The sequence below is a fragment of the Caldithrix abyssi DSM 13497 genome (assembly GCF_001886815.1).
Classification (GTDB): domain Bacteria; phylum Calditrichota; class Calditrichia; order Calditrichales; family Calditrichaceae; genus Caldithrix; species Caldithrix abyssi.
On record NZ_CP018099.1, the window covers coordinates 4,046,958 to 4,068,210 of the forward strand.

At 29.1% G+C, this 21,253-nt stretch carries 27 protein-coding genes; all 27 read right to left on the reverse strand.

Annotated elements, in window-relative coordinates; translation table 11 throughout:
• Positions 1-5: 5 nt before the first annotated feature.
• On the reverse strand, positions 6-1,208 hold the full coding sequence (locus Cabys_RS15830) for a glycosyltransferase family 4 protein (RefSeq protein ID WP_006927139.1): 1,203 nt from the start codon (positions 1,206-1,208) through the stop codon (positions 6-8).
• A 22-nt stretch (positions 1,209-1,230) separates the two neighbouring features.
• Positions 1,231-3,045: an asparagine synthase (glutamine-hydrolyzing) gene (gene asnB / locus Cabys_RS15835; protein WP_006927140.1), complete on the reverse strand. Its 1,815-nt coding sequence runs from the start codon at positions 3,043-3,045 to the stop codon at positions 1,231-1,233.
• A gap of 15 nt (positions 3,046-3,060) precedes the next feature.
• The gene (locus Cabys_RS15840; RefSeq protein ID WP_006927141.1) at positions 3,061-3,954 is read right to left on the reverse strand and encodes a glycosyltransferase; all 894 of its coding nucleotides are present in this window, start codon (positions 3,952-3,954) and stop codon (positions 3,061-3,063) included.
• A gap of 48 nt (positions 3,955-4,002) precedes the next feature.
• Positions 4,003-4,872 (reverse strand): FkbM family methyltransferase, encoded by an 870-nt coding sequence (locus tag Cabys_RS15845; RefSeq protein WP_169833724.1) that lies wholly within the window; start codon positions 4,870-4,872, stop codon positions 4,003-4,005.
• Between the two features lie 252 nt (positions 4,873-5,124).
• Positions 5,125-6,078 (reverse strand): glycosyltransferase family 2 protein, encoded by a 954-nt coding sequence (locus tag Cabys_RS15850; protein ID WP_006927144.1) that lies wholly within the window; start codon positions 6,076-6,078, stop codon positions 5,125-5,127.
• A 69-nt stretch (positions 6,079-6,147) separates the two neighbouring features.
• Positions 6,148-7,434, reverse strand: coding sequence for an oligosaccharide flippase family protein (locus tag Cabys_RS15855; protein ID WP_044280984.1), 1,287 nt, complete (start codon positions 7,432-7,434; stop codon positions 6,148-6,150).
• Between the two features lie 85 nt (positions 7,435-7,519).
• Positions 7,520-8,635, reverse strand: coding sequence for a DegT/DnrJ/EryC1/StrS family aminotransferase (locus Cabys_RS15860; protein ID WP_006927146.1), 1,116 nt, complete (start codon positions 8,633-8,635; stop codon positions 7,520-7,522).
• On the reverse strand, positions 8,636-9,379 hold the full coding sequence (locus Cabys_RS15865) for an acyltransferase (RefSeq protein ID WP_006927147.1): 744 nt from the start codon (positions 9,377-9,379) through the stop codon (positions 8,636-8,638). It lies immediately after the preceding gene.
• A gap of 79 nt (positions 9,380-9,458) precedes the next feature.
• Positions 9,459-10,244: an acyltransferase gene (locus Cabys_RS15870; protein ID WP_081474994.1), complete on the reverse strand. Its 786-nt coding sequence runs from the start codon at positions 10,242-10,244 to the stop codon at positions 9,459-9,461.
• Positions 10,245-10,973: an SDR family oxidoreductase gene (locus tag Cabys_RS15875; RefSeq protein WP_006927149.1), complete on the reverse strand. Its 729-nt coding sequence runs from the start codon at positions 10,971-10,973 to the stop codon at positions 10,245-10,247.
• Positions 10,970-12,199 carry an ANL family adenylate-forming protein gene (locus tag Cabys_RS15880; RefSeq protein ID WP_006927150.1) on the reverse strand — a complete coding sequence of 410 codons (1,230 nt, stop codon included), beginning with the start codon at positions 12,197-12,199 and terminating at the stop codon, positions 10,970-10,972. Before Cabys_RS15880 ends, Cabys_RS15875 begins: the two co-directional genes overlap by 4 nt.
• A complete protein-coding gene (locus Cabys_RS15885; protein ID WP_006927151.1) occupies positions 12,189-12,425 on the reverse strand; it encodes an acyl carrier protein in 237 nt (78 codons plus the stop codon). Before Cabys_RS15885 ends, Cabys_RS15880 begins: the two co-directional genes overlap by 11 nt.
• A complete protein-coding gene (locus Cabys_RS15890) occupies positions 12,422-12,877 on the reverse strand; it encodes a sugar 3,4-ketoisomerase (protein WP_006927152.1) in 456 nt (151 codons plus the stop codon). The genes Cabys_RS15885 and Cabys_RS15890 overlap by 4 nt, the downstream gene beginning before the upstream one ends.
• Positions 12,855-13,262: a sugar 3,4-ketoisomerase gene (locus Cabys_RS15895; protein ID WP_006927155.1), complete on the reverse strand. Its 408-nt coding sequence runs from the start codon at positions 13,260-13,262 to the stop codon at positions 12,855-12,857. Before Cabys_RS15895 ends, Cabys_RS15890 begins: the two co-directional genes overlap by 23 nt.
• Positions 13,243-14,649, reverse strand: coding sequence for a hypothetical protein (locus tag Cabys_RS15900; protein WP_006927157.1), 1,407 nt, complete (start codon positions 14,647-14,649; stop codon positions 13,243-13,245). The genes Cabys_RS15895 and Cabys_RS15900 overlap by 20 nt, the downstream gene beginning before the upstream one ends.
• Before the next feature lie 195 nt (positions 14,650-14,844).
• Positions 14,845-15,411, reverse strand: a complete 567-nt coding sequence (locus Cabys_RS15905) for a hypothetical protein (protein WP_006927159.1) — start codon at positions 15,409-15,411, stop codon at positions 14,845-14,847.
• Positions 15,412-15,746: 335 nt separating this feature from the next.
• Positions 15,747-16,118: a type II toxin-antitoxin system VapC family toxin gene (locus tag Cabys_RS15910; protein WP_006927161.1), complete on the reverse strand. Its 372-nt coding sequence runs from the start codon at positions 16,116-16,118 to the stop codon at positions 15,747-15,749.
• Positions 16,105-16,269, reverse strand: a complete 165-nt coding sequence (locus tag Cabys_RS20130; protein ID WP_169313614.1) for a KOW domain-containing RNA-binding protein — start codon at positions 16,267-16,269, stop codon at positions 16,105-16,107. The genes Cabys_RS15910 and Cabys_RS20130 overlap by 14 nt, the downstream gene beginning before the upstream one ends.
• Before the next feature lie 132 nt (positions 16,270-16,401).
• A complete protein-coding gene (locus Cabys_RS15915; protein ID WP_006927163.1) occupies positions 16,402-16,617 on the reverse strand; it encodes a type II toxin-antitoxin system HicB family antitoxin in 216 nt (71 codons plus the stop codon).
• Complete coding sequence (locus tag Cabys_RS15920; RefSeq protein WP_006927165.1) at positions 16,614-16,895, reverse strand: type II toxin-antitoxin system HicA family toxin; 282 nt, start codon at positions 16,893-16,895, stop codon at positions 16,614-16,616. Before Cabys_RS15920 ends, Cabys_RS15915 begins: the two co-directional genes overlap by 4 nt.
• A 421-nt stretch (positions 16,896-17,316) precedes the next feature.
• Complete coding sequence (locus Cabys_RS15925; RefSeq protein WP_006927167.1) at positions 17,317-17,550, reverse strand: DUF433 domain-containing protein; 234 nt, start codon at positions 17,548-17,550, stop codon at positions 17,317-17,319.
• Positions 17,547-17,915, reverse strand: coding sequence for a DUF5615 family PIN-like protein (locus Cabys_RS15930; RefSeq protein WP_006927169.1), 369 nt, complete (start codon positions 17,913-17,915; stop codon positions 17,547-17,549). The genes Cabys_RS15925 and Cabys_RS15930 overlap by 4 nt, the downstream gene beginning before the upstream one ends.
• A 75-nt stretch (positions 17,916-17,990) precedes the next feature.
• The gene (locus Cabys_RS15935) at positions 17,991-18,431 is read right to left on the reverse strand and encodes a type II toxin-antitoxin system VapC family toxin (RefSeq protein WP_006927171.1); all 441 of its coding nucleotides are present in this window, start codon (positions 18,429-18,431) and stop codon (positions 17,991-17,993) included.
• A complete protein-coding gene (locus Cabys_RS15940) occupies positions 18,406-18,606 on the reverse strand; it encodes a hypothetical protein (RefSeq protein WP_006927172.1) in 201 nt (66 codons plus the stop codon). The genes Cabys_RS15935 and Cabys_RS15940 overlap by 26 nt, the downstream gene beginning before the upstream one ends.
• A 1,035-nt stretch (positions 18,607-19,641) precedes the next feature.
• Positions 19,642-20,016: a four helix bundle protein gene (locus tag Cabys_RS15945; protein WP_006927173.1), complete on the reverse strand. Its 375-nt coding sequence runs from the start codon at positions 20,014-20,016 to the stop codon at positions 19,642-19,644.
• 212 nt (positions 20,017-20,228) lie between these two features.
• Complete coding sequence (gene hepT, locus Cabys_RS15950; RefSeq protein WP_006927175.1) at positions 20,229-20,648, reverse strand: type VII toxin-antitoxin system HepT family RNase toxin; 420 nt, start codon at positions 20,646-20,648, stop codon at positions 20,229-20,231.
• On the reverse strand, positions 20,648-21,061 hold the full coding sequence (gene mntA, locus Cabys_RS15955; protein ID WP_006927177.1) for a type VII toxin-antitoxin system MntA family adenylyltransferase antitoxin: 414 nt from the start codon (positions 21,059-21,061) through the stop codon (positions 20,648-20,650). The genes hepT and mntA overlap by 1 nt, the downstream gene beginning before the upstream one ends.
• Positions 21,062-21,253 lie beyond the last annotated feature (192 nt).

A 21,253-nucleotide genomic window follows, 5' to 3' on the forward strand; every position in this document is an offset into this window, starting at 1 on the left:
GTCGATTAACCTAAAGAATCATATACTTTCTCAATTATTTTTATATTATCTGGTGAATATTTTTCTTTTGCCACCGTATAGCCCTTCTCTCCCATCCTTTTTGCTTCATTTGGATGATTAGCTATATAATTAATTGTTTTAGCTAATTCTATTGCATTATCTTTTTCAAAAAGCAAACCATTTATCTTATGTTGGATAATTTCATCCATTCCATATACATTGGAGCCAATTGCAGGTTTCTTATATAGGTGGGCCTCAATCACCGGCCTTGAAAAATGAGGTACTGTAAAGGGAGAAATAAGGCAACAGACTTCTTGCAAATATTTATCTACCTGATAGGTCATTCCAATTTCTACTGCATTTGTATGACTACGCATTTTTTTAATTGCCGCTTGCCGTTTTTTACCATATCCAATGAAACGTTTTATTATTTGTTTTAACCCCTTTTTTTTTTGTGATATGGTATAATCCCCTCCAAAATAGATTTTAACATCCTTGTCAAGATAATCCAACGCCTTTACCAAAGTGAAAAAACCCTTAATCTTTGCAGCACCCCCAAGATACAAAAAACTTTTTGAATAATAAGATTCTTCTTTGTGACTATTTTCCGGAACCTGTGCGAAATTATATATTACTTTTGTCTTATCAGGCAACCCTATCCTTTTGGCATTATCTTTACTTATAGCAATAATAACATCAGCATATTTTTTATATTGATGTCTAAAATAAAAATGTATAAAATCCAACCTGCCTTGTCGAAAAGGTTCTCGAATATGAATAACAACCTTGCTCACTTTACTCGAAGGAGCCAACCAATCCGTTAGAGATAATGAATTTAGATGAACAATATCCGCTCTATGGTTAAATAATTCTTTCTGGGCAAAATAATATCGTGATAATAGCCACAAAATACTTAAACGAAAAAAACGAATAATCTGATACCATTTAATATAGCCGGCTTCACTGTGGATAAAATAATGATAATATTTTTTATAAAATTTTGATCGCGCTACCGAAAAGCTTATCCCATTTTCTTTTAGTTTATCCGAGACAATGGAATCTTTTATAAGTAGCACATGGCAACTATACTTTGACTTATCCAAAGAATTTATCAATTGAATCATACTTTTAATTGCTCCACCCCAACCGATAGCGTGGTGGATGAAAAGGATTTTTTTCTTATTTTTAACTTTTAAATCTTTTTCCATTATTAAGTCAAAGATAAATAGTTTATTGAAAATAAATATAGTTATTATGCTTTTTTAGCCAAATCAATAAAACTAACCATTTATAATAATTGTAATCTATCTTATTGTTATTAAAAAACTCGTTATTAAATAAGTTAACGTCGACCCCTAAAGAATGTAAAATGTCTTTATTATATAAAGAATAAATGTCCCAATTATTTACTAAATAATTACGGGCCCACTGAGGAATCGGTAAAGAAAAACCTCGTTTTTGAGTTTTATATACGTCTTCTAAAAGAATATCTTTAAAAGCATCTACCAATAATCTTTTATTATATTTTTTACTAATCTTATAATGTGCTGGAATATTATTGATTAAATCATAAATTTTTATATCAACAAAAGGGACCCTCATTTCAAGTCCCTGAGCCATTGAAACCGCATCGGAATCTCTCAATAATGTATTGGACATATAATGACGGATTTCATAGTTAGAAATTAGTTTAATCACATCATCTGTTTCCACTATCATTCTAATTAGTTTATTTCTCGTGCTATTTTTTAATACGGATAAGATTCGTCTTTTAATTAGTGCATTATTGATATCCTTCCCCCTATATTTTAGGTAGTCTTTTTTTAATATAGATTGTATTTTATATGGCAATTTCATTAACAATTCATCAATGAATTTTGATTCTTGATGCGCAAAATACAAATCTTTAAAAATGGAATAGCCCGCGAACATCTCATCTCCTCCCAGGCCGGATAAAACAACTTTAACGCGCTGGGCAATTTTTTTTGAAATGATAAATGTATTAAATCCATCAATACTTGGGAGATCAATGCTTTCAAGAAACTCATCGTACATATTGTCAAATTCCGAATAATCTATTAAAATATTCTCATGTTTACTTTGAATATATTTTGCTGTCTTAGAAGCTATAGCTGTTTCGTCAATTTTTCTATATTTTTTTTTATTATAATAACCTATGCTATAAGTATTAATTTTTTTCCCTAAAAGTATTGCTGAAATTCCAGCAATTAAAGATGAATCTATACCACTACTTAATAAGACTCCAACGGGAACATCCGACACAAAATGTTTATCAATAGAATCAATAATAACGCTTCTAACACGTTGCAATACTTCATTATAGTTATTAAAAGATTCTAATTTGCCATTATTCCTTTCTGAAAAATATTTGTTAATTTTAATAGAATCATTTTTATATAAAAGATAATGTCCTGGCTTTAAAAAATTAATTTCATTAAAAATAGTATCTGGCGGTATAAATGAACCTGTTGCCAAATAGTCACTTATTGCTGCAGTGTTTATGGTAAACTTTTCCTTAATGCCAGAATAAACTATAGGCATAACCAATGAAGAAAAAACAAAAGAATTTCTATCATAGTAATAATATAATGGTTTAATTCCAAAAGGGTCGCGAGCTAAAAACCAACTATCGTTTTGTTTATCATAAATACCGAAAGAAAACATTCCTCTTAGCTTTAATAAGGCTTTTTCCCCCCACTCTATGAATGAATATAATACAACCTCCGTATCAGAAGTTGTAGAAAAAATATAACCTTTATTAATTAATTCTTCTTTAATGTTCTTAAAATTATAAATTTCCCCGTTATAGGTTATTACATACCTACCACTTTTATCAAAATAAGGTTGATTAGCTCTTTCATTCAAATCAATAATAGCTAGACGTGTATGAAACAGCTTCTTAATTTTTTTACTGTCCGAGATATCAATAATAGAATTATTATCAGGACCTCTTTTGGATAATAATTCTATTATCTTTTCATCATTAAGCTTTTTATTTGCAATATAACCAAAAATACCACACATATATTTTATTTTAATTTAAAATTTTATATTAAAATAACTTATACATTTTTGAAATTGGATATCATTTAGGTTTTTAAAAATATTTTCTTGAGCCAATGCATTTATATAAGCAGTATCAAGTGGAATAAAGTAGTTACTAAAGTCTGGGTAAGCACCTGTTAAAATAATCTCAGTTCCTTTTTTTAATGACATTATCTTAAACCAAATGTCGTCCGCTTTAGGACATAATTTTTTTATTAAGTTTTGTTTAAAAACCATGTTATCTAAACTATTGGAAGGATACAATACACCATCAACACCTAAAGGTAATAAATAATCAGAAATCATAAATCTGTCTGTAATAGTAGGCCATTCATTGTAAGGCAGAAAATTTCCTTTTTTATCTTTTTTTATTAACATCGCAGCATTACAACAAATTGCTTTAGGATAGTTTTTGTGTGTATTGTAAAGATTCTCTATTAAATCAATTGGATAGATAATATCATCGTCAATAGTTATAATTAAATAATTTTCAAATTCTTTTAATGCATATAGTAATTTTGTATGTGGTCCAATATCTTCAACATATCGCACCTCTAAGCCTCGTTGCATCATCCATTTTAAGGTAATAGGCAAATTATCATCTTGAAAATCTTTTTTCGATAACCACAATACTATTTTATCGGGCTTCATTGTTTGTTGTGCAATACTTTCAATAACCAAATAAATATTCTTTATTCTTTCCTTAATCGTAGTGAACGAAACTATAATTTTTTCTTTACGCACCGATGTATTCAAAAAACTACTATTTTTATTACTGAAAGCTACCCTTTTAATTTCTTGAATTATGATTTCAGAACGGACAATTCTTCTTATTTCATCTTGACGGTGTTTACGAAATTTATTATAAAGTTTATTTATGAAATTCATAATTATAATTTTAAAAATATCTGTAGTTCAAAAAATGAAGCCTTATTATCAATCTAAAAGTTTTTCACTATCCATTTCTTCTGGTATATACAAAACAAGACCTCTATCCCCTCCACAATAGGGTTCTATTCTGAAATTTTTTATATCATAAGCTTTATAATTAAATGATTTCATAATTTCAATTAATGAATGAATTGATGAATTATTTTTTGATAAGGTTTCACTATTATGCTCAATAAAAACAATTGAATCATGTTGCCTAAGTGTATTTTTCATCCCCTTTAGGACATTTGGTTCAAAACCTTCCACATCTATTTTAAACATTTTCTTACCTATTAAATTATTTTCTTCAACAAATGTGTCAATTGTTATTGCTTCAACAACTTCATAATTAGAATTATCCTTAAATTGTGGAATACAGCTTGTTGAACCGTCGTTATCAACTCCCGCAAAATATACCTTTATAGCTCCCTCTTTATCTGAAACAACTTTATTAATTATATGGATATTATTACTATTATTTAATTCTTTATTTTTAATTAATTTTTGAACGTTACTACTGAAAGGTTCAAAACTATAGATTTGCACATTTGGTAAGATAGATGAAACTTTGATAGAATAATATCCGTGATTGGCCCCGATATCAAAAAAAAAATCAATTTTTTCATTTGAAGCTATTCTTAATAATGCAAATTCGTAAGGCCCTTCAATGTCATAAGCTCCTGTTAAAAAGCACCTAAGACCAATCCAATTTTGGGTATTTATTAGAAATTTCTCGCCTGTTTTTAACCGTATAACAGTCTCTAACGCTCTCTTTCGTATAATTTTATCAAATCCACATTTAAAAATGAATTTTTTAACCAATTTAATTCTTCTTGATAAATATCCAATAAATAAGTAAATATAATTAAAGTTCATTTTAATAATTTTATTATAGTTATACATCGTAATATCCTTTTGAAATATGCTATCTTTTTTTAAAGGATTCTAATGAATATTGAAAGTCATGAACGACATAAGGAGGATTTTCATTTTTTTAATCTAATGAGTCCAATATTTTTCTTTCATAAAAAATTTTACTCTTTTTATTTTAGAGACAAATATCATCAAAAATTTTTTTTATTAATTATGTTTAAATATAAATTTCTTTCTAAGAATTTTTAATTCTAATTAAATTAAACGATATACGTTTTTTATAAAAATTTTAACTTCTTTTAGCCAGAGATATTTACGAAAAGGATCCTTTAGCAAAATAATTAGATTAATAAAGTATCGAAAAATACGAACAAGAATAGGTTCTAAAAAATATTCCGATTTTACTCTAAGGAAAGTCAACCATTTAATATCAACGGTACTTAAATTATCGTAATAATCTGGAATTTTGTCGCAAAAGTCAAGTATATTTTTATTGATTTCTTTCATACTATCTTGTTTATTCATTAAAACTGAAATTCCAGTTTTTTTAAAATAAACATTTCCAATAACTGAAATATAGTAAATTTTGTCAGCGAAATAATAAGGAAGCTGATCAAATAAACCTTCTTGTAATGAACTTGGCAAATCTCCTTTTCTTAATGAAGAAATGTTGATTTTTCTCATCGATTCTAAAATACTAGAACTTAAACCTAGTGCACGATTAACAATAAGCCCTCTTAACTTTAATTTAAAAGGATCATATTTTTTTACTAAATTATTATTCCTTACTTCTTCTCTCCCATCCGGATATACCACCTTATAATCCGTTAACACACAAAACCTATCTTTTTTATAATCAACCTCCTTGTTAACCAGCAATTCGCAAGTGCTTTTCAATAAATCTTCTCCCATTGCATCATCGCCGGACAAAAAAAATATTATTTCGCCGGTCACCAAGTGATAGGTGCTTTCGAGATTTTCGTAAATACCTAAATTTTGCTTATGACGTTGAACTTTGATCTTGCCTGGAAATTTTTCTTTATATTTTTTTACTACGTCCCACGTTTTATCCTTAGAACAATCATCTGAAATAATAAGCTCGTGTAAATAATCTTTTTGATTTATAACGGAATCTATTGCCCTGCTAATTAATTTTTCCTGATTATAAGTAATAATTATTACCGAAATTTTTGGATAAGTAGGCTTCATTTCATTTTGATAATTTTATTTTTAAAAAAACTCTCAATAACACTAAAAATGTAATCCATTTTAAATATTTCATACCATATTTAGCTTTGTTTTATTTTTCCATTTAATCCATACAGTTAAAAACATTATATTAATAATCATCATCATAAAATAAGAAATTACGTTCCCGAAAGCAGCCCCCATAAAATTCCAGTTGGATATTAAAAATGAATACAACAAAACAGTGACCACTACTCCTAATATTTTATTAAATAATGCCAATTTTGTATATCCTAACACAATTGTAATTTCAGTTGTTACAAAATACATACTCATAGTAAATTGAGAGAATGCCAAAACACGAACATATTTTGTTGAATATACATATCTTCCAGCAGTTAAAATATCGACTACAGTTGGAGCAATTAAGACAAAAACTAAAACTATACTCAAAATACTAAAAATTTGAATTGAAACATACTTTGCTGTTGTTTTCCAATTTCTATTAACAACTGCTTTATAAACATCCGGTTGAAAAGTATTATTTATTGCGGTTTGGAAAATGCCTATCATGGCAACTATTTGTACTGCAACCACATAAAATCCAAATTCTTCTTCATTACCAAGACGTTCTAGATATACTCTATCATAACCATTGGTAAAAAAATGCAACATAGCCCCTAAAATTAATGGCCAAACAAAGAATAACATTTCTTTCAAAATAGATAAATCAAATTTTTGTTTGATTACTTCCCACTCACTATAAATAGCATAAAAAAAAAGAAATAATGCAGCTAAAAAAGTAGCACTCAACCTGCCCATAGCTCCATATTTAAAAATGACAACTAATAATATACTTAATAATGCGGCTAAAACTCCTTTACTAACAGATAAATTAAAAAATTCCTTACTTTTCTTTTCCATCTTATAGTCTGTTAGCTTAAAAGTAATTATTCCTGTTAATGGTATTGAAAAAACAGATAACAAAGCATAGGGGAAAAAAGAAATTACTGATTTCTTATTAAAAAAATTCATATACACATAAAGGCCTCCCAAAACAAACACTGACATAAAAAAAGAGAGATAAATCAAAGATTGAACAATCGTTCCTTTAAGTATTTTTCTATCTTTATAATCCATTTCAAAATATTTCTTAGTATAGTAACTAAATGCATAAAAACTGATCAAAGGAGAAATTAAAGGATTAAAAGAATTGTAAAAACCAACGATTGCATAATCTTTTGGTGCCATATTTAATGCAATTAAAGGATTAATAGCAATTTTAATAAAAGTCGGTATAATAGAAGCAAGAAGGTATAGTCCTATTAATGAACTAATATGTCTTATTTTATTTATTAAAAGATTTTTTTCTATCAATATTTTATTTCAACTCTATATTTTGTTTTTCTATTCACATTATTATACAGAGTGGTATATTAACCTAATTATTACAAATTCTACCCTAAAATCTATTTATTATTTTCACCAATTTCTTAGTGCTTTTATGTTCCATAATTGGGGAATTTGGCAAACTTAAAATTTCTTTGTGTATCTTTTCTGTAATTGCATAACTATAATTATTCCATTCTATATACGCCATTTGCTTATTCGGCGGAAGAGGATAGTGTATCAATGTTTGAATACCATTTTCAGTCAAATATTTTTGTAATACATCTCTCTTTTCAGTCCTTACAACAAATAAATGCCATACATGAGATTTATCATTGATGATTGATGATTGACGATTGTTGACTGGGAGAATTATTTTTTCATTGATTATGTTTTCACAATAATATTGAGCTATTTCTCTCCGTCTTTGGTTTTCTTCATCCAGATATTTTAATTTTACATTTAAGATTGCTGCCTGTATTTCATCCAACCGACTATTAAAACCTTTATATAAATTGTAATACTTCTTGTGAGAACCATAATTCCTGAGCGCCTTAATTACTTCAGCTAATTCATCATTATTGGTTGTAATGGCTCCACCATCTCCCAGTGCTCCCAGATTCTTCCCGGGATAAAAGCTAAACCCGGCAGCATCCCCCAGATTACCTGCTCGTTTTCCTTTATAAATTGCTCCGTGTGCTTGCGCTGCATCTTCAATTACTTTTAAAAGATATTTCTTTGCTATCTCATTAATTCGTTTCATATCCGCCACCCTGCCATATAAATGCACCGGAAGAATGGCCCTTGTTCTCTCTGAAATTGCTTCTTCGATTTTATCTGGATCAATATTATATGTCTCTATATCTGGTTCCACTAAAACAGGACGCAATCTGTTATGCGTAACAGCCAGTATAGTGGCAATATATGTGTTAGCCGGAACAATAACTTCATCCCCTTCTTTCATAATACCTAATTCCATATAACCACGCAGGATCAGGAATAATGCATCCAACCCGCTTGCCACTCCAATACAGTGTTTTGCTCCTACATATTTTGCAAAACTTTCTTCAAATTTTTCAACTTCTTCTCCAAGTATGTACCATCCACTATCTATTACTTTTCTAATAGCTGTTAAAATTTCTTCTTTATGTATATTATTTATTAATTTAATATCAAGAAATTTTATCAATTATAATTCTCCATTTTTTATTGTCTTTACAAATCTTGCGGGGGCTCCTCTTACTAATGTGAATGCATCGACGTCCCTTGTAACAACTGACCCAGCTGCAACAAAAGCCCCTTCCCCAATAGTTATAGCTGGAAGAATACTCGCACTAGCTCCAATTGTTACACCATCTTTAATAATAGGGCCTTTTATTCTTATTTCATCAAATTCCCTTGTTACAACTATATTATCATTTGTTGTAGAAACTAAAACACTTATAAATACATTATTTCCAATATAACAATTTCCTGTAATATGTGTAAGATCCATTATTTTTGTATTATTACCTATTTTTGTATTATAGTTTATTGTAACATATCGACTTATTAAACAATTTTGACCTATCTTGCATTTTTCTCTTATTGATGCACCGTCTCCAATTAAAGAATTATCGCCTATCTCGACATCATAAAAAATAATTGCATTTGGTCCTATTGCACAATTTTTTCCAATGAGTATTTTTTTATTAAATTCTATTTCTCTAGCTGTTGCACCTGCTCCTTTAGGAATTTTTCCAATATATGTACCAGGGAATATTTCTGTACCTTTTTTTATCACTACATTTTCTTCTATAATTACATTGGGATGAATAATTACATCATCCTCAAGCGAAACGCCATTTTTAATTATACAAAAATCACCTATTTTAACATTTTTACCAATTTTATCAGTATAAATTTTTGATATTTTTTTTTCTTTATATCTCACCCAACTCCCCTTTGCAAGTTATTTATAATTAAAAATATTATATGTTATTAAAACTTGCTTTAATTAAATATTTAATTATCTAATCATTACCTAAACTTTTTTCCCATTTTCCATATCCTTCTTCTTCCCATGGCATACCTTTTTTATAATTATATGGCCACGGATAATGCCTTTTACCATTAGTAAAAAAAGGCAACTTTCTTACATCACATACATATTTAGCAGGATTCCCATTTATAAATGAATAATCATCATAATCTTTATTAACCACAGAATTTGCACCTACAAGGCAATGTTTACCTAACTTAATTCCTGCAAGTAAAACGGTAGAACTGGCTATTACAGTATATTCGTCTAATTGCGGGCCAAGCAATTCATTGGAAGGCGGTTTAGAATCATTTGTTAACACCACAAATGGAAATATCTGAACATAATTCGAAATATTTGAATATTGGCCAATTACAACAAAACTGTGTAATCTGACATAATTACCAATAGTTGTATATCCCTGTATGTCACATTTCGTACCAATGATACAATTATTACCAATAGTTGTATTTTCTCGGATTGTAATAAAATGCCCCGTATTAAAATTAGATCCAATCTCACTTCCTGCATAGATGATAGCATTGCTACGAATTAAAGCATTTTCACCAATCAAAGTTATAGGTTGATTATAATTTTTACTATAATAATATTCCTGAAGCGGTTCTCCTATTATAGAATTATTTCCAATAATAGAATTATCTCCAATTGTAACATTGTCATATATAACGGAATTATCACCAATCTTCACATTTTTACCGATCTTTACATTTTGTCCAATATAGATATTTTTATTATTAAATTTCATTAATATACTCACTTAAATGGTTCCTGAATCGACAAAAATATTTTGCCCGGTAATGGATTGCGATTTTTCACTTAATAAAAATTCAATCGTGCTGGCAACCGAATAAGTGGATGTGGGTTCTTTTAATGATGATCTTTTATATATTCTATTTTTTTGTTCATTATCCAATTTTGCACTCATTTCTGTTTCCATAAAACCAGCCACAACACAATTTGATCTTATTCCTTTTTTCCCCCATTCTCGAGCCAGATTTTTTGAAAATGCTTCCAATGCGCCCTTTGTAGAGGCATACATGGCTAATCCCTTATACCCCGTATGAACACTAATCGAAGATACATGAACAATACTTCCCTTAATATTATGCAATAACATATTCCGGATAACATATTTCGTCATAATCATGGGCGAAAAAACATTTATTCTATACATATTTTCAAGATTATCCTGATTCAAATTAGTAACAATATCATCATAGGCGATGGCAGCGTTATTAACAAAACCATAAATTGGCGTATCTAACCTTAGAAATTTATTAAATATCCCATTTTTTACTTTTTTTGTTTCAATTAGATCAAATTCAAAATATTTTAATCTTTCAGGATATTCCACCATTAAATTTTGCAATTCAATTGTTATGTTTCTGCTAACTCCCCAAATAATATAATCATTTTCCAATAATAATTTTGCTATTTCCAGCCCTAAACCTCTGGATATTCCTGTTACAAGAATATTTCTTGTCATCTTTTGATTTTCCCGCTTCTGGTTACATTTATTGAATCCACAAAATTTATTATCCTTGGTACTTTATATGGTTGCAACATACTATTTATATACAATCGTAAATCTTTTTCCTTAATCTTTTTTGTTGCAACTACATCCGCTACAACAATATTACCCATCAAAGAATTTTTAACACCATAAACCCTACAATTCTTTACATTATCATAATTTTTTATTACTTCTTCCACTTCATGTGGATTTACTTTATACCCCCCTACATTTATCATTTCATTTTTTCTATTCACAAACCTGATTTTTAATGGTTTTTCTTTAACCACTTCCACCATATCAGATGTCCTATACCATGTACCGTTTAGAGAAATGGAATCTGATTCTCCTAATAATTTTTTATGTACATACAATTCGGAATCTATTACTTTCACATATTTATAAAATTCAGGTTTTATCTCAAAATATTCTCCATTTGATGCAAATAATGTTCCAAATTCCGTTGCAGCATAAACATTAATTATTTTTGCATTGGGAAATAATTTTTTTAGTTGAACTATCAATCCCTTATCAAATTTTTCTCCTCCACTCGTAATTCTCTTAACCGATTCGTACTCTTTATCAAAGGGCAACAGCATCCTGTAAAAAGTTGGTGTAGCAGAAATATTTGTAATATTATATTTTTTAATTAAATGTAAAATTTTTTCTCTTCTTTCCCCAAATAACCTTATAATGGTATTCATGTTTAAAAGGGCTTGCATAAACACTTGCACGCCCGCAATGTGTGTGGGATTATATGCAACCCCCCAAATATCATCTTTTTTATCTTCTTTAATAACGACTCCTCGTGTCAGGGTCTCAAAGGTATGAGTTACTTTTTTAGGAATTCCAGTAGTTCCAGAGGTAAATAAAGTTAATTTCCAATTTTTACAATTTCTTATCTTTTCTATAAAATTCTTGCTATTCACTTCAATTTTTTTATTTAAACTATAAGATTTATTAATTTCACTAACACTTAATCCCAAATTATTTATTTCTTTTTCACTAAAATCATAGTCCAAAAGCACAACGGGTAAATCAGTAAGCATGGAAAATATGACTGATTCAAAAATAGAATAAAAATCATTCTCATATACATAAGGATGATAATTATTTCTAGTATTTAAATTTGTAATTAATTCATCGTAAGAAATATACTTTTCAATTTTTTCATCAATATAAAAAAATTTATTCGCCATTTTTCTTTTCAATTTTTTTTAATATTTCTCCAATGGTGGTCACAATACTATCTTCAAAAATGTCAGTGTTAAATTCTTTTTCTATTCTTACTGTAAGTTCTGCCAGGTCAAGGGAATCCAGGTTTAAATCTTCGCGTAAATTCATATCATCTTGTATATTATTTATTGTATTTTTATTATTATTTTCAAGTACCGTATTAACTATTTCCAACAATTTTTCTCTCATTTAGAACCTTTCTTTTTGTAGATTATAAAATCCGAGTAATTCCTGATATAATCATTTTCATCATAATATTCTGATGCCAATACTAAGCAAATTGAGCCTGAAGAAAAATTTATTAACTCTCTCCAAATACCAGGAATTATATGCAATCCTAAATACGGCCTACTAAGTGTAATCACTTTTTTATTATGACCATCATCAATTAAAACATCAAAACTACCACTTGCTGCAACAATTAATTGATGCAGTTGTTTATGCGCATGCCCTCCTCTGCTTTCACCACCCGGCACATCATATAAATAATAAATCCGTTTTATTTCAAAGGGAACTGATTTCATGTTTTCCAGAGGCGTAATATTACCTGCTCTATTTTCAATTTTAGGTAAATACAGAATAGAGCAATCGTAAACTGTGCTTTTTTTGCTATCTATTTCAAACAGTTTTTTTGAATTCATTAAAATCTCTTATATAATCTTCTTCTTTATAAAAGTCACTTGCTAATATAAGACAAACTGCATTGGTAGAAAAATTTTCCAAACGTCTCCAATATAATTCTGGTACATATAGTCCATAATAAGAGCGATTCAAAGAAAATTTGAATTCTTTCTTACCATTATGCAACACTACATCAAAAGATCCGGAAAGCGCTACAATAAATTCTTGTAAAGTTTTATAAGCATGGCTCCCCCGTATTTCACCACCCGGTACATCATATATCCAATACACTCTTTTAATCTCAAAGGGGATATGTTTTTTCTCTTCAATAAAAGAAAGATTTCCGCGCGTATCAATAATTTTTGGTAATTCTATTAATTTTATCTTAGTATTTAATTCCAGCATCCTTAATTTCTACTTTCTCAAAAGGCTCAAAAAGAACTTCATACATTAAATCACTTTTATCATTTTTATCATATATTTTTTTTGTGATCTCAAAATAATTAGCAGTCCCCCAATAACAGTTTTTTGCTTCAACATTCTTATTTACACCTATTCCCTTATAGTGTGGCCCAGAAGCAGAATGTTTTCCATATAAACTAATTGCAGTATCACTACTAAAAAAATTATTCATTGAAATATATGGTATGCAATATTCATAAACTTGGCTCTCATATGTCTTATTCATTTCAATATCCAAATTCGAAAGTAAAAAATCATTTTTTATTACCTCAAATTTACTAGCGCTTGCCGATATACTTATCTTATTGTTTCTGAATTCGTTATTTATAATATTTACATCACCTTTTAATGGCCTTAAACCTATTTCGTTTTTTGTTATAAACGAATTATTTATCACTCCCTCTGCGTTATTAAAAAAAATTCCATTTGTTTTGTATATGACACATCTATTTATAAAAAATTTATTATTTACTTGAATCGCGTTAAATTTAATATTTTTAAAAACACTATTTCTAATACTCGCATTTTCTTCTTTTATATAAATTCCATTTTCACAATTTCTTACAAATATATTATATATTTCAATTAAATCCTCTTTGGCTTTCTCCACAGTTAAAGGATTTTTTAGAAATTCAAACTGTATATTCCCTATTGAATTTATATGATTGCTGTTTATCCATAAACCGTTTCCTTTTAAATCAATATTAAAAGACGTTACTTTTATATTTGATCTGTTTATTAAATCACCATAAATAGTTAAACTTATATTAGGTTTAAATAATATAACATTATTCTCCGAAAAAGTAATTTTATTGCCTTTAGGAAGATAAGTGTTTTTGTTAATGCATAGAAATTGATTAGTTTTTAATCTTAAATCATCTTTTATGGGCTCATTTATATAAATAGTCTCTCTTAAAGTATCCACCTTTTCTAAATCACTATTAACATTAAAATGATAGATCCAGCCAAACGAATCTTTCCTTACAACTACGTTATACATATTATTTTCAATATTATGAAAAATCCATTCTCCATTAGCGTCACACTCGGTTATATATTTAGCAACTTTTTCTCTATGATCAAATTCGCTTTTCTGATTAATTTCCACTCCTACTTGATAGTTATTATAGGCATTCAACAAAACGGTATCTATATTACATGCTTCATATAACTCAATAATTACTTCATCTAATTTTTCACCGTTTTCAATAAAAACTCTTCCTGAAATAGAAATCGTTTTATTACTACCAGTAATATTCTTACACTCCTGAAATAAATATGGTGTAATAATCATTAAAAGTATACTAAAAAATATCTTTTTATTTTCCATTTAATACGATTTTTCAATATAAATACAGGATAGTTCTTTTTAACTTTTTCTTTGTCTAAAGCAAGGAGGCCTCCCTGCCTCCCCTTAACTTTACATTTCTTGAAAGTCTTTAATGCGCAATTCGTAGTTCGTGCCTTAGGCCTCCCGCTCCGCGTTATAATTCATAATTCATAATTCAAAATTCGTAATTCGTAATTAACTTAAAGTTTCCTCTCCCGTGGTAATATTACCCGGCTTGTCGCTTACTTTAATTACGATTTTGTCTCCGGCGGTATCGGTATTGTCAACCGTACAGGTATAAACCCAATCCAGTCCGTTGTCCTGCAATACGGCGTCGCCTTCTTCCACCAGACTGCCGTCGCTATTGTAGATTTCCACATGCACCTGAACGACTTTAAAATCATCCACCGCGCGCACGCGAATGGTGTCGCCCGCTTTGCCGGAATAATTCGTTACGTCAATTTCATCGATCTGCGGCGCATGTAAAAAATCGGCCACTGCCACATTATAACCGGTTTTCAAACCTTCGGCCTTCGCTTCATATTCCGCTTTCGTATCAGGATCAGCTATCGCCTGCTTGCCGTAGATAATGGCCTGTTGAAATTTTTGCTGCTGCGCTTTCTGGGCCTCACTGGGTTCGCCCGTGCGCTTGCCCGGCGCCTGAGATAAAATCACTTCTCCGCCCCGCTGACGGATAACAATCTGGTCTCCGATTTTACCGGAAACGCCGTACAGGATTAAGTTTTTCCCGGCCTTAGCCATATTCAATCCTCCTTATTTTGCGTCGTCCTCACAGCCTGATTCCCTGAAGACCGCAAAGCCTTCTACTGCAAGAACGCACGTCAACTTTATTTAATTATGGAATCAGCGATTGGACGCCGTCCCTGGTAATATAAATAAAGCGCCGTAAAGTGAGGATTAAACAGTCATCCGCTAAAGCTTTTTTTCCTTTTCTTTTTGTCCCATATCGTATCTTTTATTTATTTTATATTTTTTATTTAATCTTCAATCTTTTAATTCATCATCTTCAAATACAAAATTGACCAAACAATCTTCCTATTTTGTATTTTTTATTTTATATTTACTATTTGAAAACTTTACGTCGTATAAAGAACTATCTGCGTTTCGCTAATAGATTTCAATTGCTGATCTGCTGTAATTAATGGAATGTTTAAAAATTTTCCGGTAGCTACTATAATAGCATCTGGTAATTTAATTCTTCGTTTTTTCCTTAAATCGATTACAAAATCTTTTATTCTCTTATTAATATCTATTATAATTACGTCATCAAGAAATCCTTTAATTATTTCTTCTTCTTTTTCAGAAAGTTTTTTAAAGCTCAATAATTCTAATTCAGAAATAAAGGAGAGAAATATTTGATTTTGATCCAGGATATCTGCAATCCGTTCGTCTCCGGCTAATAAATAGATAGCGATATTGGTATCTATTAAATATCTATTTCCATTCATCTCTTAATCGTTTTTGTATTTTTAAAGGATCTTCTTCAATTTTTAAAATTCCACAATATTTTTTTGCATCTAATCCCTTTAAAGTGATTTGATTAAGCTTCCTTATATATGTTTGTTTTCGATCTTTTTTTGTAATGGTAATTGTTTTCATTGTATCGTCAATTCTCAGTTTACATCTTTATTTATTTTTTAATTTTTCATCTTTAATCTTTAATCTTTAATCTTATTTCTTTTTATTTTGTATTTTTTATTTTGTATTTTATCTTTTTTCTCTAATCTTATTTTACGCATAGAGCAATCGCCCTTTAGGAGTCGGAATTTCTCGCCCCAATTTTTTAGCGGTTTCTATCCATTCCATTATTACAACTTTAACATTTTTTACCGCATCTTCATAAGTTTTTCCGTCAGCCATACATCCTGGTAATTCAGGCACTTCAACAATAAATGCTTTATCTTCTTCACTCCAATAAATTATTAATTCATAAGGAGGAATACTCATACTAATTCTCCCATATTGTATTTTAAAATTAAATTTCTTATTTGTTTAACTTGATAGGCCTTTGCCTTTCCATTCTTCAATGCCTGAATATTAATTATTTCTTCAATCCCTTCTTTATAAAAAATATAGTGATCTCCTTTTATTCTTTGGGCGAATCCAAGAGTCTTCAATAAACCACATAAATCATTAAATTGAATATTGGAATATTGGAATCCGAAGTTCCAGATAGTATTTTGTTTAATATTTTCTTTTTCTTTGTTAAATACTTTCCTTGACACTTAGGTAGTGTTTTATAATTATTGTCTCTTAATTATTTCAGGAAAACGCAATGGTCTATTTACTCAAATATTTAACATTATAATATTAACAATCAAATTTTTGCTTGTTGAATCGTTGAAACGACGACTTTTTCGTTTATCCCATTTCTTTATTCTCGCTTTAATGTCTCAACTAATTGTTACGCTTTACTTTGTTACCTTTTAGTGTCTGCGGTTTACCGCGCTAGGATAGGGGAGTGATTTCAAAAACTATTATATTTCAACAGAAAAATTCAAAAGTCTTTCACGAAAATCCTTATTAATTTCTTCATTTTTCATTTTTCATTTGTCATTTGTCATTTATCTTTTTTTCTTTAATCTTTAATCTTTCATCTTAATTCTTTCATCTTAAAATTACTTTTTTCTTTCTTAAACTTTACTCTCAAATAGGATAAACATTCTCAAAATTTATTACCTGTGCAGCATAGAACAAGGCCGCATTAATATCCATCTGTTTCAAAAAAGGATATTGTTTCAATATTTCTTCAATAGATGTTCCATAAGCAATTTTTTCAACAATAATTGAAACCGGTAACCGCGTCCCTTTGATAACGGGCTTTCCTAACATTATATTAGGATTTATTTCTATTCTATCCATCAAATTTTTATTTTTCATTTAATATCTCCTAAAGGTCTAATACGTATTTTTTTATCGGATAAAACAATAAAATTAAGTTCTATTTCTTCTAAATGTAAATCGATTAACTTTTTTAATACTTTTAATTTTTTATTAACATCTTGCCCTTTTATACGTAATAATATAATCCCTTTAGATACTTTCCTTTGATAAAAAACAATTTCGCCAAAATCTTTATCATTAGTAATAAGCACTCTACCTTCTTTATTTGCAAGGAATAATAATTCATCATCTTGTAATTTACAATTATAATCAGGTATCCAGAGAACATCAAAACCCTGATTATTTAGAAAATCTACAATATCTTTTTCAACATTTACATCAGCAATAAATTTAATCTTCAAAATATTTTAATTTATCTTTTTTGTCTTTTGTCTTTGATCTTTAATCTTTAATCTTGTTTCTTTATTCTTTTTAAATTAGGTAGCAAAGGGATTGATTACATTTAGTTCTTCTATTACTGAAAAATCTTTATCGTTTCCGGTTAAAATGATCTTTATCTTATGATCGATTGCCATAGAGGCTAATACAAAATCGAAAATTTTTTTCTTTTTTATATGGTATTTATCCAATAGGTTAAATAAAATGTTCATTGAATTATATGAAGGCATTATGAGTTTGATATTTGATGAAATAATAAAATTGATAACTTCAATAGCTTCTTTAACGGTTATCGGTTTTTCCACTCTTTTTGAGTCTGTAATAATAGCAAAAAACTCATACAGACTTTTATCAGCTATATAGGCTTTCATTTCCCCATTTATGGCATCCTCCATAATACGTAGAGCTTGATTATTAAATTCGGAATCCAAATTAAAGGCGTAAATAATTATGTTAGTATCTATCAGATAAGTATTCATTAAAAAGATCCGCGCGATCAATGTTTTTAAGCTTACCTAAATGTTTTGCAGGAAATTTCACTTTTCCCTTAGTCGATTCTGGTAAAAATGTAACTAATACCTTAGCTTTTTTTATTCTGGGTTTCTTTTTAAACGTTAACTTTCCTTTTTCGTATATGGCTTCATATGTTTTCATTTCTTTCCTCTTTGTTCTTACATCAATATATCAATAAACTGTTCTTACGAATTTTTGTTTCTATTAAAAACTTAGTCAATACTAAATTAAATATTACCTTAACCGTATAATAGGTTATGGCTTGGAGAAAGGTTGATTGCTTACAAGAAAAAAGAAAAAGGAAAAAAGATTATTTTTATTGGATTTTTTACTTTTCATTATTTCGGCTTCTTATTCATTATATGTTTTTTTATTATCTGCTTTTGAAACAATTGCGCCATATATATTTTATATGTCTTTACATTCAGAAATTAAATTTTCGAGAATTTCTACATTTCCTATTTGCAATCTTTTAATTAACCATTTATAAATACAAAATCTACCAATCAATCATCCTATTTTTTATTCTTTATTTTGTATTCAATCTTTTTTCTTTTGTCATTTTTTGTGCGCTGGAAATCTTACCGGGGACTGTCAATCTTGCACACTTTATTCCTTCGCTCTTCCTTCGTCGATCCTTCGTTCATCCTTCGTTCGTCAGACACATATAACAAATATTGAAATTTGCCAATTTGTCAGCAACACCTTTAATAATTTCGAAATCCTAAGCACGAAACCATAAACAATACTTAATTACCAAAAATTCAAATCACCAAAACTTTTAACACAAACATGTTTCGAATTTCGCTCATTTTGATTTTGAATTTGTTTAGAGATTAGATATTCGAATTTCGGATTTTTTTTAATTTCAAAATCCTAAGCACGAAACCATAAACAATACTTAATTACCAAAAATTCAAATCACCAAAACTTTTAACACAAACATGTTTCGAATTTCGCTCATTTTGATTTTGAATTTGTTTAGAGATTAGATATTCGAATTTCGGATTTTTTTTAATTTCAAAATCCGAAGCACGAAATCATAAACAATACCTAATTACCAAATCTCAAATCACCAAAACTTTCAACACAATGATGTTTTGAATTTCAGTCATTTGGATTTTGAATTTTTTTAGAGATTTGGATTTTTTAATTTCAAATTTTGTATTTATTACCTTATTTTTTATTCTCAACTTTCCTTAATATAGCTCCAAAAATACTCATCAATTCTGTTGCTTCATTTTCTAAATCGATTCTTTCTCTTTCAAGCTCATCTTTATTCTGTGTATCAATTAACCTAAGCCAATAGCGACTTTCCTTAGCCTCTTTTCTACAAATCTTTATTCTCATTAAAAAATCTTTTTTGCTTAATGCTTCATTTGCTTCAATGTAATTTGCTCCAACTGAACCTGAAGATCTTATTAATTGCTTTCCATCCTCTATATTTGATATTGTTTTATTCAATTTTTTAACCAGAGCTCTAACATTTTTAGCAAATAAATGTGTTCGATCTTCAAGGTCATATTGGTTTGATTTTCCAGAAGAAAACATAATTTTTAAAATATCGAAATTCTAAATAAATTCTATTTATTATAATTTAAATAATGATAAAAACCTATAACTTAAGAACGTTTTGAATTTCGCTCATTTTGATTTTGAATTTGTTTAGAGATTAGATATTCGAATTTCGGATTTTTCGATTCCGAGCTTCTATATTTAACATTCCCAATTCATCAATCCATGCTACTATTCACCGTGCACTATTATATCCCCAGATAATCCATTATCTGCTGCAACAATTGCGCAATATCTTTCTTTTTGTCTTTGATGATTTCATAGGTTGTTTCCAGATTCATTTCTTCATATTCATGCACCAGACGGTTTCGGAAGCCATAAATTTTTATAAAAACATCGCGGTAATCGCTGCTTATTACATTGTGTTTTACTAACGTATCGGCCACATTTGCTTTATGTAAAACAACCCCCCATCCCTCATCCGAAACAACATGAAAAGCCAGATCGATTAAAGCCTGAATTGCTTTTTCCAATTGAAAGATAAGCGCATACTGCAGCACCAGGTTGTTTTTAAATTCTTCGAAGGTGATATGTTCATGTTGGGCAAGAAATTCCAGCGCATCGCTAATCGTCTGTATTTTTCGATTAATAACAACTTTCTTAACCATTAAACCAGATTCCTTGCCCTGCGCATCAACCCTTTAGACATTAGGTCTTCAAAATACTTTAAATCACTATACTCGCTCAACTTCAGAGCTTGAAAGGCAACGCGTTTTTCTCTATCCCTTTCAAAGACCAACTCGCCTTCATTGAAAATTTCATACAACAAAGGATAATCCGCGCTATTCATGTCGACAATATCTAATTCATATTCATCAGAAAGATCCGCATAATATTGCAAACATAAATTAAATCGTTTTTGTTGCGTTAAATTAAATTCAAATAGAACCGCAATATCCACATCGCTTCCCGGTCTCTGTCTATTGGCGGCATAGGAACCAAAAAGATAAACGGCAATGATTTGAGGATTATCTTTAAAATAACGTTTTATCTTTTCTAAAAACAAACGAATGTCTTTCATTTTTTAATTTCAAAATCCTAAGCCCGAAATCATAAACAATAATTAATTACCAAATCTCAAACCACCAAAACTTTCAACACGAAGATGTTTTTAATTTCAGTCATTTGGATTTTGGATTTGTTTCGCTTGCCCTGCGAGGATTTCGATATTCATCATTCATCAATCCTCCGGGCACAGCTCCGCCCCGTCACT